We start from the raw sequence: 19,132 nt of genomic DNA, 5'->3' as shown, positions 1-19,132 counted from the left end.
AATCAAAAGTTAGCTGATGAATCTTTTTCCTGAAAATATAAATTCTATCCTAATTACAGGAGGGTCTGGTTTTATAGGTACTAATCTTATTTCTAGATTACTACGAGAGACAACCTTGAAAATATATAATTTAGATAAAATAAATTATGCAAGTAACCTTAAAGTTTTTGATGAGCATATCGATTCAAATAAATATCATTTTCTTAATGTTGATTTGTTCAATATAGAAGATACAAAAAATGCAATAAGATTTAGTAATCCAGATTTGGTTTTTCATTTAGCAGCTGAAAGTCATGTAGATAAATCAATTTCTAAACCTAAAGATTTTCTTGATAGTAATATAATCGGAACTTTCAATTTATTACAAGAATTACGAACTCATTGGGAATTAATGTCTATAAATAGACAGAATAGCTTTAGACTTATTCATGTAAGCACAGATGAAGTTTTTGGATCAATTAAAGAAGGCTTTTTCTTTTCAGAGACAACTTCATATGATCCAAGAAGTCCATATTCTGCTACAAAAGCTGCTAGTGATCATTTAGTAAAAGCTTGGAGCAACACCTATGGATTTCCGGCAATTATTACTAATTCCTGTAATAATTTTGGACCATGGCAATATCCTGAGAAATTAATACCAGTGATTATAAATAATGCTTTAAATAGTAAATCCATACCGCTTTACGGTAACGGACAGAATGTTCGAGATTGGATATTCGTAGAGGACCACGTGGATGCATTAATTCAAGTAATGTTAAAAGGTAGATTGGGAGATTCATATTGTATAGGTAGTAGACAACTAAAAACGAATGAGGAGATAGTTAACATTGTCTGTGATTATTTGGATTTATATAAAAAAAGTAATGCACCACATATACGATTTAAAAAATTTGTTAAAGACAGAGCCGGACATGATCTTAGATATGCGATAGATAATAATAAAATAATTAACGAATTAAAATGGTCTCCTAAATACGATTTTTATGAGGCTATAGATTTTACAGTGAGATGGTACCTAGATAATCAGAACTTTTTGAGTATTAGTGATTAAATTTATAGTGATTTATATATAAATTTTTTAAGCTTCTAAAACGAAAATTATTATAAAATGCTCACTATTGATAATAATTTATTAACGGTTCAGGCTAAAATTATTTTTTTACCAGATCAAGATAAATTTAATCATAAGTATTATATAGTTGAATATTTTTTATGTTTTGTAATATAATTTTTAAGTTATAAACTTTAAATGTAATAGGATAACTGTATTTATAATTTAATGAATTTAATATTTTTTTTCGTGATTAAATTTAAAACATAAAGTCATCCTGTCTGGCAAAGCAAATGCTAAATACTTTTATTATTAATTTTAATTTATATAATTATTATACTTCTATTGAGTTAAAAGTTATCATAGACAGCAGCTATTTTATGACTATAATCTCAGTAAAATAGTTTCATAGTGTACAGTTTTACTCCAAAAGATAAAAGAATTTTCATAACTGGTGGTACTGGCTTCTTAGGTAGAAGTCTTATTGAAAGGTTATATAAAAAAAATGAAATTATCATATACTCTAGAGACGAGGCAAAACATCATTTTTTAAAGGAAAAATATCCAAATGTTCATTTTATTCTAGGAGATATCAGAGATAAAGAATTATTAAATAGATCAGCTAAAGGTGCAAATATTGGAATTTTTGCTGCAAGTCTAAAGCAAATTAGTTCATGTGATCAGAACCCAGAAGAAGCTTTACAAACAATAGCTAATGGCGCTATCAATAGTAAACATATAGCAATTGAAAATAAATTTGATAGCGCTATATTTATCAGCTCTGATAAAAGCAGAGCTGCGACAACTATATATGGTAGTTTGAAGTATTTTGCAGGTGAACAATTCATACTCAAGAATAATTATGAAAGACATTCTAGTACAAATTTATCTACAGTTATCTATGGAAATGTGCTTAATTCTACAGGTAGCATTATTCCAATGATTTGGAAATCAATAAATTCAAATACAGAATTAACTTTGTTTTCTAAGAAAATGACAAGATTTATTATTGATGTTGATCAAGCAATTGATTTAATCTTTGAAGGAATTTCATACGATCAAGCATCACTTATTCCTAAATCAAAAAGTATTAAAGTTTTAGATTTGTTTGAGATATATAAAGAAAATTTTAACTTAAAATTTAATATAGGTTATCCAAGAATTGGAGAAAAGATTCATGAGGTTTTAGTTACACAAGAAGAAATGTCAAGGTTATCCAATTCAGATTGTGGGACTTTTTATATCTTAAAACCTTTTCGTACCAAATTTAAATCAGATTGTACTCAATTAAGAAATGATAGTTATAGCTCAAAAGATTGTTTAATTTCGAAATCAGAACTTAATAAAATTCTAAATAAATTTAATTATTTTAAGCCTTGAGAATATGAAAATTGCAATAATTGGACCCTCTGGAATGTTGGGCAAGGTTGTATTCAATTATTTTCTTATGTTTGGTAATGACATTCATTTAATATTTCCGGTAAAATATAATTTAGAAAATAAAAACGAATTTATAAGTTCATTAGAAAACGCTGACTTTGTTATAAATTGTGCTGGATCTATTCCTCAAAAGATGCCTAATTATACAAATGTAAACACAAAAATAGATTACTTTAAAATCAATTATTTATTACCAGAATTACTGCTTGAAAATAACTTTAGAGTAATACATCCCTGTACAGATTGTGTTTACAAGGGAAATCCAAACTTAGCTCCTTATGGGCTAGATTCAAATTATGATTGTGATAGTCTATATGGTAAGAGTAAAGCATGTTTATATTCCAGAAAAACTTATCAAATTCATATTGATCTCATAAGAGTTATAAGAGCTTCCATAATAGCTTCTGATCAGTCAAATAAATCATTATATTCATGGACATTATCTAGGATCAAATCATCTAATTTAATATATGGTTATGTTAATCATTTTTGGAATGGTATAACTGCTTTAAAATGGGCAGAAATAGCTTTTAAAATAATTAATAATTTTGATTCATTCCCTCCAATATCTGTATATGGGACCAATACTATATCTAAATACGAGCTAATTAAATATATACTAATTCTTAATAAAATTTCCCCAGAAAAATATCTCAAACCAATAAAAGCAACTCATACTGTAAATAAATCGTTAATCCTTCATGAAAACAACTTCGGTGATATTTATAACTTATTAATAGAATTGAAAGAATTTGAGGATTTGATTAATTAGGTATTATGAAACTTTGTATGTTGTTATTAAATTAAATATTCAAATATAGTTCAAGAAATCAGTTGATATTTGATATTTATTTGTAAGATATATTGAGATAAAATAATTAACTATTATTTACTTTAAATTTACTGGCAATTGATTAACGGTTCAGGCTAAAATTATTTTTTTACCAGATCAAGATAAATATTTTCAAGATCTTGCGTAAATAATTTTGAATTAAAAAGTGGTGATGTTTCTTTCGATTTGTTTAATTTAGATTTCAATCGAATAATCTCTTCAGAGTTGCTAGCAATATATAAAGCTTTATCTTCGTATTCACTTTCACTATAAGTAATTAATTCGGGAAGTCCCAATGATGTAAGCAGGCTGGCAGACATCCTAGCAGTAAAACTCTGACCTATCTTTGTAAGTAATGGTAAGCCAGCCAATAACGCGTCACAAGTTGTTTTACCTCCATTACAATTAAAAGTATCAAGTGCTAAATCACCTAGAGAATGCCTAGCTAAATGTTTGCTCATTGGTAATTTTTCAGCGAATATTATTCTGTCTCGATCTATTTTTCGTTTACTCGCTTCCTTGTATAAATTATTCATGGAAAGTTGATTTGATTTGTATAACCAAAGAACACTTCCTTCTACTTTTCTAAGTAAGTTCATCCATATATTAAATTCTTTTTTTGTTATTTTATAATTATTATTAAAACAAGTAAATATAAAGCCTTGGTCAGGAAGGTTGAAATCTTTACGAGATATGGACTCCTTAGTAATTTCTTTTTTATGATCATCACATATAAAGCAATTTGGCATTCGTATTACTTTTTCGGAATAAAATTTTTCATACTCCCTCGGAATTGTGATTTTATCCGCGATAATATAATCAATAGTATCTGAACCAATACTGCCAATATAACCTAAGTAATTGATTTGTATTGGTGCCACCCTATATGAGAATATAGGCATTCTATTGTGTCTGGTATATCCCATGAGATCTACTGCAATATCTAACTGATCACTTCTTGCTAATTCAACTGCTTCAATATCATTTAAATTTTTGATGTTTCTAAATATGCATCCAGACTTTTTTGCTCTTTCAGTATATTCATCTTCTTTTGGTGCAAATGAGTATAAATATATTTTAAACCTATATTTATCATGTAGCTCAAGTAAAGGAGCAATTAGTTGCATTACAGGATGAGTCCTGAAATCAGCAGAGAAATAACCTATATGAATTAAACTTTTTGGGGAAGGTTTAATATATTGAGTTGCGCGTACATATTTTTCTTTATAAAATTTCTTAGATCTTTTTAAATGATTTAAAGGATTATCTTCTAATGAAAGTAATCCCCATGGATTAATAGCTTTTCCTTTAATACCAAGTGATTTAAGCCATTTATTATGAGTCTCCTCATCACTCCAATCGCATATATTACCCTGAGTTGACATTAAACCAGTCTGAGCTGATGTTAATTCATTGTTCAATTTTAGTGCATCCTTGAATTGATTTATAGCGTCAGTGAAATTACTTAGCTCTTTTAATATATTTCCCAGATTGGAGTAAGCATCTGCGTAATCAGGTTTGATTTGAATTGCTTTGCGGTATGAAAATTCTGCGTCTTGTAAATTACCAAGATCTTTTAATACATTTCCCAGATTGGAATAAACCTCAGCGTAATCAGGTTTGATTTGAATTGCTTTGCGATATGACAATTCTGCGTCTTTTAACTTACCAAGATCTTTTAATACATTTCCCAGATTGGAGTAGGCATCTGCGTAATCAGGTTTGATTTGAATTGCTTGGCGATATGAGAATTCTGCGTCTTGTAAATTACCAAGGTCTTTCAATATGATTCCCAGATTGAAATGCGCCTCAGCGTAATCAGGTTTGATTTGAATTGCTTTGCGATTATAAAATTCTGCGTCTTGTAAATTACCAAGGTCTTTCAATATGATTCCTAGATTGTAATGCGCCTCAGCGTAATCAGATTTGATTTGAATTGCTTTGCGATATGACAACTCTGCGTCTTGTAATTTACCAAGATCTTTTAATAGATTTCCTAGATTGAAATGCGCCTCTGCGTAATCAGGATTAATTTGAATTGCTTTGCGGTATGACAACTCTGCGTCTTGTAAATTACCAAGATCTTTTAATACATTTCCCAGATTTGAATATGCGTCTGCGTAACTAGGATTAATTTGAATTGCTTTGCGGTATGACAATTCTGCGTCTTGTAAATTATCAAGATCTTTTAATACATTTCCCAGATTGGAATATGCATCTGCGTAATTAGGATTAATTTGAATTGCTTTGCGATATGACAATTCTGCGTCTTGTAAATTACCAAGTTCTTTCAATATTATTCCCAGATTGTAATGTGCATCTGCGTAATTAGGATTAATTTGAATTGCTTTGCGGTATGACAATTCTGCATCTTGTGACTTACCAAGATCTTTTAATACATTTCCCAGATTAGAGTAAGCCAATGCGTAATTAGGATTAATTTTAATTGCTTTGCGAGTATATAATTCTGCATCTTGTAAATTACCAAGATCTCTTAATATTGCTCCATAATTAGAAAAAACCATGTGGTCAGAGAAACCTTGATTAATGAAATATTGATAATTTTTTGCTGCTTCTTTTATATTGCCTTGTGAATGAAATTTAAATGCTTGATTAATGATTTGATCTTTGGAAGGTTTAGTAATTGTATTGGTATCTTTTTTCTTTATAGTTTTACTCTGGTCTCCAAATCTTTTTTGTTCCTTTGAAGTATTAGAAGCGCTATTAGTCGTAATAGTGATGTTTTCTTTAATTTCACCTAAAGCAAAAGAGACTGGGAATGTTTTTACTTTAGAGCCTTCTTGCTTTTGATTCTTTCTTTCTTCGGTCAAATTATTTATTTTGCAAAGGATCTATTAGTGAGAATTATACCTTGTATTGAGGGTTTGCTTTGAAATGATCTTGCCCTTTAATTAAGCAGGGTGATTGTATCCCTTCAAAGGGAAGTAATTAGTCCAGACATGTCGCAAATAGACGCGTTTGGTTATTTCTCATCTCTTCCCCTTCTGGTAAAACTTCTTTTCCTCCTTTAGACGGAAGACTGATGAGGTGCTGCTAAAGTATTAAAAGTTACCTAAATAAGGCAGTTCTGATTCAATCTTTAATTTCAAAATATTCTTGAGGTGATTGTTGAACTTTTATTAGCATGTGTCTTCTAATAATTGATTAACGGTTCAGGCTAAAATTATTTTTTTACCAGATCAAGATAAATATTTTCAAGATCTTGCGTAAATAATTTTGAATTAAAAAGTGGTGATGTTTCTTTCGATTTGTTTAATTTAGATTTCAATCGAATAATCTCTTCAGAGTTGCTAGCAATATATAAAGCTTTATCTTCGTATTCACTTTCACTATAAGTAATTAATTCGGGAAGTCCCAATGATGTAAGCAGGCTGGCAGACATCCTAGCAGTAAAATTCTGACCTATTTTTGTAAGCACTGGTAAACCAGTCCACAACGCATTAGAACTAGTCACACCTCCATTGTAATTAAAAGTATCAAGTGCTAAATCACCTAGAGAATGCCTAGCTAGATGTTTGCTCATTGGTAATTTTTCAGAGAATATTATTCTGTCTCGATCTACTTTTCGTTTACTCGCTTCCTTGTATAAATTATTCATTGACCATTGATTTGCCTTATATAACCAAAGAACACTTCCTTCTATTTTTCTAAGTAAGTTCATCCATATATTAAATTCTTTTTCTGTTATTTTATAATTATTATTAAAACAAGTAAATATAAAGCCTTGGTCAGGAAGGTTGAAATCTTTACGAGATATGGACTCTTTAGAAATTTCTTTTTTATGATCATCACATATAAAGCAATTTGGCAATCGTATTACTTTTTCGGAATAAAATTTTTCATACTCTCTCGGAATTGTGATTTTATCCGCGATAATATAATCAATAGTATCTGAGCCAATAGAACCATTATAACCTAAGTAATTGATTTGTATTGGTGCCACCCTATATGAGAATATAGGCATTCTATTGTGTCTGGTATATCCCATGAGATCTACTGCAATATCTAACTGATCACTTCTTGCTAATTCAACTGCTTCAATATCATTTAAATTTTTGATGTTTCTAAATATGCATCCAGACTTTTTTGCTCTTTCAGTATATTCATCTTCTTTTGGCACAAATGAGTATAAATATATTTTAAACCTATATTTATCATGTAGCTCAAGTAGAGGAGCAATTAGTTGCATTACAGGATGATTCAGGAAATCAGCAGAGAAATAACCTATATGAATTAAACTTTTTGGGGAAGGTTTAATATATTGAGTTGGTCGTATATATTTTTCTTTATAAAATTTCTTAGATCTTTTTAAATGATTTAAAGGATTATTTTCTAATGAAAGTAATCCCCATGGATTAATAGCTTTTCCTTTAATACCAAGTGATTTAAGCCATATATTACGAGTTCTTTCATCACTCCAATCGCATATATTACCCTTAGTAGACATTAAACCAGCCTTAGCTGATGTTAATTCATTGTTCAATTTTAGTGCATGCTTGAATTGATTTATAGCATCAGTAAAATTACCTTGCTCTTTTAATGTGCTTCCTAGATTGGAATAAGCTTCTGCGTAATCAGGATTAATTTGAATTGCTTTGCGGTATGACAACTCTGCGTCTTGTAACTTACCAAGATCTTTCAAGATTATTCCTAGATTATTATGGGAATTTGCCAATTTAGGTTTGATTTGAATTGCTTTGCGGTATGAGAATTCTGCGTCTTGTAAATTACCAAGGTCTTTCAATATGATTCCAAGATTGAAATAAGCCTCTGGCAAATTAGGATTAATTTGAATTGCTTTGCGGTATGAGAATTCTGCGTCTTGTAAATTACCAAGGTCTTTCAATATTATTCCCAGATTGGAATAAGCCTCTGGCAAATTAGGATTAATTTGAATTGCTTTGCGAGTATAAAATTCTGCGTCTTGTAAATTACCAAGGTCTTTCAATATGATTCCCAGATTCGAGTAAGCCAATGCACTATCTGGATTAATTTGAATTGCTTTGCGAGTATAAAATTCTGCGTCTTGTAAATTACCAAGGTCTTTAAATATTATTCCCATGTTGCAATATGCCTCAGCAAAATTAGGATTAATTTTAATAGCTTCACGAACTGCTAATACTGCATCTTTTAATTTGCCAAGATCTCTTAAAATTGCTCCATAATTAGCAAAGACTCTGTGATCATTAAATCCTTGATCTATTATATATTGATAATATTTTTTTGCTTCTAAAATATTACCTTGTAAATGAAACTTGATTGCTTGATTAATGATTTTTTGCTTCGAAGTTTCTGAGGTAGTATTAGTATAAATGGTAATATTGTCTTTGTTTTCTTCTAAAGCAAATGGAACTGAGAAGGTTTTAACTTCATTGATTTTCTTCTTGTCCTGAGATTGCTTAAAAATTTGTTCCATTTCTATTAATTTTATATTTAATTTTGTTGATCAATATATTTATAGACTAGTAATGATTGCGTATTGATCTCTTCAAATTGACAGGTTTTATAGAAATCTTGCGAATTTGTTGTCATCAGATAAATTTTTTCAACTTTTTTAATTGATTTTGATGATAAGAGTGAATTGACTAATAATTTACCGAGCCCACTATTTTGTTGATCTTTAACAATGACAATATCCCATAAAACTGCTCGATAAATATAGTCACTTGTTGCTCGACCAAAACCTATTAATCTATTTTTTTGCCACAAAGTGATAACACAACTGCTATTTTTAATCATTTTTTTTATTTCATTTTTTTTTCGACCTTTTGCCCAGAAACTTTGATTTTCAAGTAAATTTTTAAGTTGATCAATTGCATTTACCGGAATGCACTTTGGTCCAAGTCCAAAGAGTCTGAGACCTGGAGCTCCGTTTAAATGTTTGATGAGGATTATTGGCTTCACTTTTGAAGATTAAATCTATTTTATCGAGTTGGGGCGAAAACAACTTTTTAATTTTAAATTTTATTGTAACATTTTGCATCTATTAAGTTGTAAAATAAAACATTTAATAATAATATAAAAAAAATTTCATACATATTTATTAAGCCTGCATTAGTATAATAAATAATTAGTAGTTATAATTGATTGATTGATGATTGATTAGCGGAAGAAAAAATGATAGACTTTTTATTCTGTATTTCCAGAGATAGTATTATATATTGGTCAGATCAAAAAACTAAAGATTAAAATTATGACATCTAATTTTTATTTAGACTTTGAGAATAAATTTCGAGGAGATACTGAATCAATTTTATCCCAATTCTCAAAGTATGATTTTTTAATTGATTTGATTATTAAAGATATTGAAAAACCAAAATTAATAGATATAGGATCTGGAAGAGGTGAGTGGGTTCAAAAATGGAGTAACAAAATAGAGAATTGCTTTGGCATAGAAAATGACCAAGAGATGATATCTTTATGTACGGAAAAGGGTTTAAATATTATTGATGGGGATGCATTAGATATTCTGCCAACATTATCAACTAATTCTGTGTCAATATTAACAATGTTTCATATGATTGAGCATATAAATTATAAGCAATCTTTTAAAATACTTTCCGAATGTTATAGAGTTCTTAGCGAGGACGGTGTTTTTATAATTGAAACACCTAGTATTGATAATTTAATTGTATCAACTAATACTTTTTATTTAGACCAAACACATATTTCTCATATTAATCCTGAAGCAATCAAATTCTCTATGAAAAGTATAGGGTTTGAAACAGTTAGTGATTTTTATATTAATGGTGGTCCTATGAAGAATGAAAACCATTCTAAAATCACAAGAATTCTAAACGGTGTTGCGCAGGATCTGTTGATAGTCGCGACAAAAAATGTATCGAAATCTCAACTAATTTTTTCTGAAGATATTGATTGGCAGCAAAAGCTAAATCAAGCACCTAAGACTATGGATGCTTGTGTCGATTTTGATTTAAGAAATGAGAAAATTCTATTAGAATTAGAAAATATTAATGCTTCTAGTCAAACAGAGATTACGTCTTTAAAAAATTCCTTAAGTAATCAACTGAACGCTTTTGAACTCTTAAATAATGAAGTTAATATCTTAAAAAATGATTTAAAGTATATCCTTAAAATTTATCGAATTATACGGAAGATTTTATATCCATTTTATAAGATACTATTTAAATTAAAAAAATATTTCAGTTTATTATTTTTTAAATTATTTAATAAAATAATTAAAAATAATTTTATAAAAAAAATTATTTTTTCAAATAAAATCCATAAAATTTTGTATTTTTTGAACGACAAATTCCTTTTTGGTTCTTTCTCTAAATATTTAAATAAAAATCAAGCTAATTTAGCTAAATATAAGATTTTAGATAAAAGTTCTGAAGATTTTAATAAATTTCTAATGTTACATCATCAACTATCTAAACGTTCACAAAAAATATCTAGATCTTTATTCAAAAATTTTATGGATTAATAGAATGCGAATTGCTATTGACCTTTCAGGTGTTCAAAGTTTAGGAAGTAGAAAAAGAGGTATAGGAAGATATTCTTATGAAATAATCTCGAATATTTTAGATAATTTTCCAGAGAATGAATATGTTCTGATTGGAAATGCTTGTCTTTTAGATATTAGTTCTGATTTTAGAAAGTACCTAAGTCGGAGTAATATTAATTATATAAATTGGTATTCTTTAGCACCTCTAGATTATATTTCTAAAAATGATAATGCTTTAAATATTGCAAGATATTTAAGATCATATACATTCAATCGTGTTTTTCCTGATGTTATTCTTTTAACTAGTTTTTTTGAAGGGTATACAGACAATTGCTTTACAGAATTTGATAACGATATTCTTGCAGCCCCAGTATTATCGATCTTCTATGATTTAATTCCGTTATTACATCCAGATCTATACTTAAATTCTAATCCAGCTTTTAAAGAATTTTATTTAAATAAAATTGATAAGTTAAAAACATTAGATGGATTACTTTCTATTTCGAAATCATCTAAAAATGAAGCAATTAAGTATTTAGGTTATGCGGAAGATAAAGTTTATAATATTTCCTCTGCTTGTAATAGGGATATATTTAATATAAAGAAAGTTGAGACTGATAAATCAACACACAGTGTTTTAGATACCCTTGATCATTATATTTTATATTCTGGGGCAAGCGATCCTAGAAAAAATATTAAAGGTTTGTTAAAGGCATATTCAAAACTTCCTTTTGAGGTTCTCTTAAAATACAAACTTGTTTTTTCTGGAAAGTTATTACCTTCAGAAACTGATTTAATTCATGGTTGGATAAAAGAGTTCTCTATCAATAAAAAAAGTGTAATTCTTTTAGGCTATGTTTCAGATAAAGATTTAGTTTATTTATATCAAAACTGCGCTTTATTTGTTTTTCCATCTTTCCATGAGGGTTTCGGTCTGCCTATTCTAGAGGCAATGTCATGTGGAGCTCCTTCAATAGCATCAAACTGTACAAGTATTCCAGAAATTATTGGCGATGCGAATGCAATGTTTGACCCATATGACACTGATTCTATTAAGAATCTTATTCAGAAAGCGTTAACTGATATTGTTTTTAGAAATTCTTTAATAAAAAACGCAAGTTACCAAGCACAGAAATTTTCTTGGTTCGACACCAGTAGAAAAGTCTTAGAAGCTTGTGAAAATATTATTAATGACAATCCGAAAGATTATTCTAATTGTAATTGGGAATATATAAATTATAAAAATAATAATAGCTATAATATTTTATTAAGTAAAATAAAAAATGATAAGAACCTTCAGGCTAATTTAAGTCAAAATCTCGCAGACCAAATTGCATCTTCAATTGATTTAGTCAATTTAGAAACAGACTTTATATCACGTTCTTTGATTCCTTTAGATTCTCCCTTTTCTTGGAGAGTGGAAGGTCCATTTGATTCAAATTATAGCCTCGCAATTTTAAATAGATCTTTTGTTCAATCTCTTACTAAAATCATAGAAAATGTAACGATACATAATACGGAGGGACCTGGTGATTATGTTCCTAATATCAAATTTATTAAGCAATATCCTTCTATATATAAACTATATAAACAATCTTTGGAATCGACTGAATCTTCAATAGTATCTAGCAGAAATTTATATCCTCCGCGAGTAGCGGACTTGCAATCAATAATAAATCTTCTTCACTCATATGGATGGGAGGAATCTGAATTTCCTCAGGAATGGGTTGTTGAATTTAATACTTATTTGCAGGGTGTTTCAGTAATGTCTTCTCAAGTAAAAAAGATTTTAATAGATAATGGCGTGCGAATTCCCATTAGTGTTTGTGGCCTTGGTATAGATCATTTAGAGGATTTAGAAAGTGATAGGAATTTTTCGCTAAACTCCAATAAATTTAGGTTTCTCCACGTATCTTCATGCTTTCCACGTAAAGGAATTGATATCTTATTAAGAGCTTATGGCCAGGCTTTTAATTCTTATGATGACGTTACTTTAATTATAAAAACATTCAAGAATTCCCATAATAATGTAGATCAAATCCTAAAGAAGGAGAAATCTATAAATTCTAAATATCCAGATGTAATGATTATCAACGAGGATTTAAGTGATTCACAGTTAAAAGCATTATATTTTAGCTCAGATGCATTAGTAGCACCAAGCCGGGGAGAAGGATTTGGTTTACCCATAGCTGAGGCAATGTTTCTAGATTTGCCTGTTATAACTACAGCTTGGGGAGGTCAAACTGATTTCTGTAATCATGAAAATAGCTGGCTAATTGATTATGAGTTTTTATCAGCAAAAACACATTTTGATTTAGGCATGTCTTATTGGGCAGAGCCATCTTGTTCTCACTTGTCGGAACTTATGAAAGAATTATTTCATTCAAATAAGTTAAGTTTAAGGTCTAAAATTTCTAAAGCTAAATCAGATATTGAAAAATTTACCTGGAAAAATGTGGCACTTAAGAATCTAGATTTTTCACAAAATATTTTGAATAATATGCAAAGTATTCATCCACGTATAGGATGGATTACATCCTGGGGAACTAGATGTGGTATTGCATCTTACTCAAAAAATTTAATAGATAATATTTTCTCAAGAGTAACAATATTTACTCCAATTTCATCACAAAAAATTAGTACAACTTACGAAACAATTCAGTGTTGGGAATTAGATAATGATATATCGCAAGATTTAAATCAATTATTTAATGACGTTATTAATGCCCAGATAACTTCTTTAGTAATACAATTTAATTATGGATTTTTTAATTTCTCTGAATTATCTAGTTTCATAGATAAAGTTTCATCACATAAAATCAATATAATCTTATTTATGCATTCGACTCTTGATCCAATTGGGAATAATAAAAAACGTATAGAGAACTTAATTCCTTCTCTATTTAAATGTAGCAGAATATTAGTCCATACATTAACAGATCTGAATCGCTTAAAGCTTTTAGGCCTGAAGGAAAATGTAAGTTTATTTCCGCATGGCATAAAATATGTTCCCATTAATCATGAATTATCTAAAGACTTTTCTAGAGCCAACTTATTTAGTCATAAACATAAATTAAGAATAGCTTCATATGGTTTTTGTTTGCCTAATAAGGGTTTCAATGAATTGATTAAGGCAGTCAAAATTTTATCTGATAGAAACATATATTTAGAATTAAATTTGTTTACGGCAATCTATAATGATTCCTTTACTTATGTTTACAATGAGTTGGTAGATTTAGTTCATAAGTTGAATATTAGAGATATAGTTAACATAAACACTGAATATATGGCCGATGAACAAACTGTAAAAAATTTGTCTTCGCAAGATTTGATTGTTTTTCCTTATCAACATACCAACGAATCTTCAAGCGCTTCAGTGAGACAAGCATTAGCGGCTTTAAAACCAACTTTAGTTACTCCCAATCCAATATTTAATGATATTTCTGATTGCATTGAATACCTACCTGGGTTTACTTCTGATGAAATTGCCAATGGAATTATTAATTGGATCAAGAGATCAAAAAATAAAAAAGAAGCTGAAATTCTACAATATAATAAACAAAAATTTATTAATAATTTTAAGTTTTCTAGACTGGGATTTCGTTTATTTAATATGATTAATAGTCTAGAAATTAATGAATAGCTATGATTACAATTTGACTTAACTCATTGATTAAGCATTCTCTCAATTACTGAATCGAAATTAACCTTGGACTTCCACCCTAATTCTTCAAAAAGTGGTGTAGGATCTCCACAACTTCTTTTTATATCAGAAGCTCTAAATAAATTTTTATTCACTACAGTGAACTCTTCCCAATCTAAATCAAGCTTGGCAAAAACTTTTTGAATAAAAGTTTTTAAACTTGTTGCCTTACCGGTGCATACTATGTGATCTTTAATTAAATTAGAATTAGATATCAACTGAATAGCATTGATGTATTCCGGAGCCCAACCCCAATCCCTTATTATATCAATATTGCCAATTATTAATTTCTTTTTTTTATATTTTTTGATCTCTTGAGCAGTTTTTATAATTTTTTGTGTTACGAATGTTTCTGGTCTTAAATTTGATTCATGATTAAACAAAATCCCAGTTGTACATTTTAATGCATATATCTCTCTGTACATTTTTACCAGATTGAAGCTTGTTTGTTTAGCGATAGCGTATGGTGAATTTGGTTGTTGTGGGTGATCAATATTAGCCTTGCTTTCGATATTTCCAAACATTTCGCTACTACCAGCAAAAAAAATTCTTCCGGTGTAATTGATAATTTTGCATACGTTTAAAATATTCATCGTTCCATTTACAATTGAATCTATTGTTTCTTTTGGATTCTGGAACGACTGACCCACGGATGACTGAGCAGCAAGGTTGTACACGCAATCCGGCTGATATTTTTCAATCAAGTTACTTATGATCTGAAAATCTTTTATGTCTCCTGTTTCAATTTTTATTTTATTTTTTATGTCGAGCTTGTGAAGATTGCTCTCATCTTTTAATTCTCCACGAATTAATCCGATTACCTTGTAATTTTTTTCCAAAAGCGATCTGCACATCAAAGAACCATCTTGTCCTTTGCATCCCAGAACAACGGCGGTTTTACTTTTCAACTAGTACTCCACACTTTTAATAACAAGTGATTTCATGTTTTTTTGTTTGTCTTGAGATTATTTTATGTATTTCAACTTTACAAGTTTTCTAATGAAATAAATTTATTGAAACTTGATGAACTAACTATTTTTGATGTGATTATGTCTGTTTTTCACCTTTAATTTTACTCTTTGATTCAATATCTTTTGTTGGTGTGCACTTTGTTAGCTGGTTCAGTCTTTAGAGGTTCAATAGGATTAACGCATGAATAAAGCTTTTCTTAATTTTTTAGATTTTGTGGGGGATCAGAACATTCATATTCTCGAGAACTCAGTAATACGAACGGTTTTTCTATTCCTTAAATCCCTTTAGCCAAAAAAAATTATTTTTGATTGAGCAATTTAATTGCACGAAATTCAACTTAGACCGAGAACTAAAATGTCTGGGATTCCTTGTTTTTGTATCTAATTAGCCTTGATATATGAGCAATACACCGTATAGTTCCGGTGATTCTGCTGGTTGGGCTATATAGTGCCCCAACCGAAAACAGATAGCCGCAGTCTAGCTGCGGAGATCCCTTTACGAATAACTAATTTTCATCACCCCCATGACCAACGCGACTAGTACCCAACTTCAAGAGCTATACGTTGCTTACTTCGGACGCGCTGCGGATCCCACTGGTCTTGATTACTGGACGGAAAGAGGGATCACTACCGCGGCATTTGCAGCAAATATGTATGCTCAGCCCGAATTCACAAGCGAGTACGGAACTCTCTCCATCGAGTCACAAGTAAACCAGATTTATAAAAATCTATTCGATAGAGATGCCGATGTAGCTGGCTTGACTTATTGGTCTCAGCAAATTCGTTTAGGTAATTTGCAATTAGCTGAGATTGCAAATGATCTTATTTGGGCTGCTCAAAATAATTCTGGAAGCGCAGATGATAAAGCAGCCTTAAGTAATAGAACTGAAGCAGCAGTAGCTTATACAGCCAAAATTAAAGAGACTACAGCTGGAATACTTTCTTATCAGCCTCTAAATGATGGTCTAGCAGCTGATTCTACTTTTGCTGCTGGTAACAACATCATCGCTGCAAGAAATTATCTATCAACAATAGATAAAGATACAGCTTCAACTGCTGCAGGTATAGCTGCAAGTGTCGCAACCATTACTTCAAATGGGGTGCCAACAACTGCTACTGCATCTAAGACATTAACTCTCACAACTAATCAGGATTCAGTCACTGGTGGTGCTGGTAACGACAAGATTAATGGAGTTATTGTTGGCGGTGCTACTGGTACGACCATCCAAGCTGGTGACGTAATTGATGGTGGATCAGGTGTAGATACTTTAAACATCGCTGTTTCTGGTGATGCAGCTACAACTCTTAGCGGTGTTCAAGCAACTGGCATTGAAAAGGTTTTACTAACTAACTTTGATGGACCTACTGGTGTTACAACCGTAGATACAACTCTGCTCGGTGCACCTTCAACAGTTGGTTTGAGTTCTTCTGGATCTGATGGAGACACTGTTTTCCAAGGAATGACTGTGTTGACAAATGCAGAGTTGAGAAATGGTGCGGCTGACTTAACCCTTACTCATACTTCAACTGCTGTATCTGGCTCAAGTGACGCAATTACTCTTGATGTGAGTAATCTTTCTGGCGGTACCTTCACAGCAGCTTCTATCGAAACTTTGACAATCAACTCAACTCTGACTCAAAGTCAGTTGACTGATGTCGTAATCGATAACGCTACAGCATTAAACGTAACTGGCTCTGCGAATCTTCAAATCGTTGGTGATGTAGATTTTGCAGACAATGCCACAACAACAGCTATTGATGGAACTGTAGATGCATCTGCATTCACCGGTAACCTTTCTATACAGCTCAATACAGGAGATATAGCTTCAGTAACTGGTGGATCAGGTGATGATTTCGTTGAGTTTTCTACTGGCTTTACAAGTGCTGATGTTGTTGATGGAGGCGCCGGAACAGATACTTTAAGCTTGGATTTGGGTAATGCCACCCTTACAAGTACAACATTCGCAAATGTAAGTAACGTTGAGGTTTTAGAAGTCAATCCAACTAACGATTCGGCTGTAGTTAATGCAGATGGAGTTGGTTCATTTACAACTCTAAAAGCAGCTGGGCACACAAAAACAGTTCATGTGACAGGTTCTTTGAACGCAGCTGGCGATGATTATTCATACTCTCTAAACGGTGTATCAACATCAATTGCTTCCGCTACGGGCACCAATACTGACGCTGAAGTTGCTGCTGAACTAGCTGCATCTATCAACGCCTTGACAGGATTTACTGCCACAGCTGTCGACGTAGACGGAACAGGTGATGGTGTTTTTATTACCAGAACATCTGACACCGGAGACACAATCAATTTCGACAGTATTACTGGTACCGGTAATATTGCTGTTGCAGAAGTTGGATACTCAAACGTTTCATTCACAAATTTAACTGATCAAACTGTAGAAATTAGTTCAGGGGCTCAAGTAACTGCTTCTTTGAAAGATCCATCAGGAACTGCAGATTCGCTAACCGTAAACCTAACTTCACCATCTGGTGACAAGGCTTTAACACAAACAATTGAGCAAATTTCAGCTGGTGACATTGAGACACTTACTATTAATACCTCAGGCTTATCAGCTAACACAGTTGATTATGTAGTATCTACTCTTACTGACGGTGGTACAAACGCCCTGACTACTTTGAAGATCACTGGTGACTCTTCTCTTGATATTGATGGCACAATAACTGCTTCAAAACTTGTCACTGTTGATGCTTCTACTTTTACTGGAGACTTGCAACTCGATGGAGTAGCTGCTAATCAAACGATTACTACTGGTTCAGGTGCTGATTCATTAGTCTTCGGTTCTAATCTAAACAATGCAGACACCGTTGATGGAGGAGCAGGCACAGATACACTTTCTGCAACTGTAACGGGTTTAACTGCTACGACCGGTGCTCTAAATGTCTCTAATGTAGAAACTCTGAACCTAACTAATGGCGGAGTATTTGTTTTTGACGCTTCCAAAGTTACTGGAGCCAGTGAAATTGCTGTTACAACAAACACAACTTCAACAACAATCACTAATCTGGCTGCTGGAGTAAAAGTTGGAGCAGGTCTCAACAATACCGATGGTGATGTAGATGGTTTATTCGATATCAGTCTTGCTGATTCCTCTGGAACTTCAGATTCACTTACGTTCAACCTGAATGACACAGATGGAACTACTCCAAATACAAACACTATTGAAGTAAAAGCAACTGGAATTGAGACAGTTACATTTGACGTCACTGACGACACTGACACCTCAAATGCCAACACAAGTCTTGATGTTGACTCACTTAATGCAGCAAAGATTGTTGTAGTCGGTTCAGCTGCTGATGCTGGACAGACAATGACGCTTAATACTCTTGATACTGATACAACAGCTGTTGATGCGACTGGTTATTTTGGAATACTAACTGCTACTGCAGGTACTGCTATAGCTACTACCTTTGACCTTAAAGGTGACAGAGCTCATAACATTACTGGTTCATCTAAAAATGACACCTTCACTATCGGAGAAACCACTAATGCCGATATCACTGTCAACGGTAATGGAGGAACTGATGTTCTTAACCTTACCCTTGGTGATGGAGATGCGATCACTGATAATGTCTCAGATGTTGACACTATTAACCTGATTATCTCAGGTTAGGCTGATGT

Annotated in this window: 10 protein-coding genes; 6 read left to right on the top strand and 4 right to left on the bottom strand. The window is 31.3% G+C overall.

Annotated elements, in window-relative coordinates; genetic code table 11:
- The first annotated feature begins 16 nt into the window (after window positions 1-16).
- The 3 genes from rfbB (at window position 17) to PMN2A_RS09445 (ending at window position 3,263) form a co-directional block, all read left to right on the top strand.
- Window positions 17-1,051 (top strand): dTDP-glucose 4,6-dehydratase, encoded by a 1,035-nt coding sequence (rfbB, locus tag PMN2A_RS09455; protein WP_011295580.1) that lies wholly within the window; start codon window positions 17-19, stop codon window positions 1,049-1,051.
- A gap of 411 nt (window positions 1,052-1,462) precedes the next feature.
- Window positions 1,463-2,431 carry a polysaccharide biosynthesis protein gene (locus PMN2A_RS09450; RefSeq protein ID WP_011295579.1) on the top strand — a complete coding sequence of 323 codons (969 nt, stop codon included), beginning with the start codon at window positions 1,463-1,465 and terminating at the stop codon, window positions 2,429-2,431.
- A gap of 4 nt (window positions 2,432-2,435) precedes the next feature.
- Window positions 2,436-3,263, top strand: a complete 828-nt coding sequence (locus tag PMN2A_RS09445) for a dTDP-4-dehydrorhamnose reductase (RefSeq protein ID WP_011295578.1) — start codon at window positions 2,436-2,438, stop codon at window positions 3,261-3,263.
- Window positions 3,264-3,424: 161 nt separating this feature from the next.
- Here the strand turns inward: PMN2A_RS09445 and PMN2A_RS09440 are convergent, their stop codons facing one another.
- The 3 genes from PMN2A_RS09440 to PMN2A_RS09430 all read right to left on the bottom strand — a co-directional run bounded on the left by PMN2A_RS09440 (window position 3,425) and on the right by PMN2A_RS09430 (window position 9,248).
- Window positions 3,425-6,154 carry a tetratricopeptide repeat protein gene (locus PMN2A_RS09440; protein ID WP_011295577.1) on the bottom strand — a complete coding sequence of 910 codons (2,730 nt, stop codon included), beginning with the start codon at window positions 6,152-6,154 and terminating at the stop codon, window positions 3,425-3,427.
- A gap of 353 nt (window positions 6,155-6,507) precedes the next feature.
- Window positions 6,508-8,760 carry a tetratricopeptide repeat protein gene (locus PMN2A_RS09435; protein ID WP_011295576.1) on the bottom strand — a complete coding sequence of 751 codons (2,253 nt, stop codon included), beginning with the start codon at window positions 8,758-8,760 and terminating at the stop codon, window positions 6,508-6,510.
- Between the two features lie 17 nt (window positions 8,761-8,777).
- Complete coding sequence (locus PMN2A_RS09430) at window positions 8,778-9,248, bottom strand: GNAT family N-acetyltransferase (RefSeq protein WP_011295575.1); 471 nt, start codon at window positions 9,246-9,248, stop codon at window positions 8,778-8,780.
- Window positions 9,249-9,537: 289 nt separating this feature from the next.
- Between PMN2A_RS09430 and PMN2A_RS09425 the strand changes: the two genes are divergently transcribed.
- Complete coding sequence (locus tag PMN2A_RS09425) at window positions 9,538-10,791, top strand: class I SAM-dependent methyltransferase (protein ID WP_011295574.1); 1,254 nt, start codon at window positions 9,538-9,540, stop codon at window positions 10,789-10,791.
- A gap of 4 nt (window positions 10,792-10,795) precedes the next feature.
- Window positions 10,796-14,455, top strand: coding sequence for a glycosyltransferase (locus PMN2A_RS09420; RefSeq protein WP_011295573.1), 3,660 nt, complete (start codon window positions 10,796-10,798; stop codon window positions 14,453-14,455).
- A 23-nt stretch (window positions 14,456-14,478) separates the two neighbouring features.
- Here the strand turns inward: PMN2A_RS09420 and PMN2A_RS09415 are convergent, their stop codons facing one another.
- The gene (locus PMN2A_RS09415) at window positions 14,479-15,423 is read right to left on the bottom strand and encodes a GDP-mannose 4,6-dehydratase (RefSeq protein WP_011295572.1); all 945 of its coding nucleotides are present in this window, start codon (window positions 15,421-15,423) and stop codon (window positions 14,479-14,481) included.
- A 587-nt stretch (window positions 15,424-16,010) separates the two neighbouring features.
- Here PMN2A_RS09415 and PMN2A_RS11065 point away from each other — a divergent pair.
- Entirely contained in the window at window positions 16,011-19,124 is a 3,114-nt protein-coding gene (locus PMN2A_RS11065; RefSeq protein ID WP_011295571.1) for a DUF4214 domain-containing protein, read from the top strand.
- The last annotated feature ends 8 nt before the right edge of the window (window positions 19,125-19,132 follow it).

The organism is Prochlorococcus marinus str. NATL2A, from assembly GCF_000012465.1.
Lineage (GTDB): Bacteria > Cyanobacteriota > Cyanobacteriia > PCC-6307 > Cyanobiaceae > Prochlorococcus_B > Prochlorococcus_B marinus_B.
The sequence above is the reverse complement of the archived record's forward strand: the minus strand, read 5'-3'. Positions and strand labels throughout refer to the sequence as shown.

Excerpts from the sequence above, each read along its gene's own strand:
- PMN2A_RS09445 (WP_011295578.1), top strand. The coding sequence starts at position 2,436 with ATGAAAATTGCAATAATTGGACCCTCTGGAATGTTGGGCAAGGTTGTA.
- PMN2A_RS09420 (WP_011295573.1), top strand. The coding sequence starts at position 10,796 with ATGCGAATTGCTATTGACCTTTCAGGTGTTCAAAGTTTAGGAAGTAGA.
- rfbB (WP_011295580.1), top strand. The coding sequence starts at position 17 with ATGAATCTTTTTCCTGAAAATATAAATTCTATCCTAATTACAGGAGGG.
- PMN2A_RS11065 (WP_011295571.1), top strand. The coding sequence starts at position 16,011 with ATGACCAACGCGACTAGTACCCAACTTCAAGAGCTATACGTTGCTTAC.
- PMN2A_RS09435 (WP_011295576.1), bottom strand. The coding sequence starts at position 8,760 with ATGGAACAAATTTTTAAGCAATCTCAGGACAAGAAGAAAATCAATGAA.
- PMN2A_RS09425 (WP_011295574.1), top strand. The coding sequence starts at position 9,538 with ATGACATCTAATTTTTATTTAGACTTTGAGAATAAATTTCGAGGAGAT.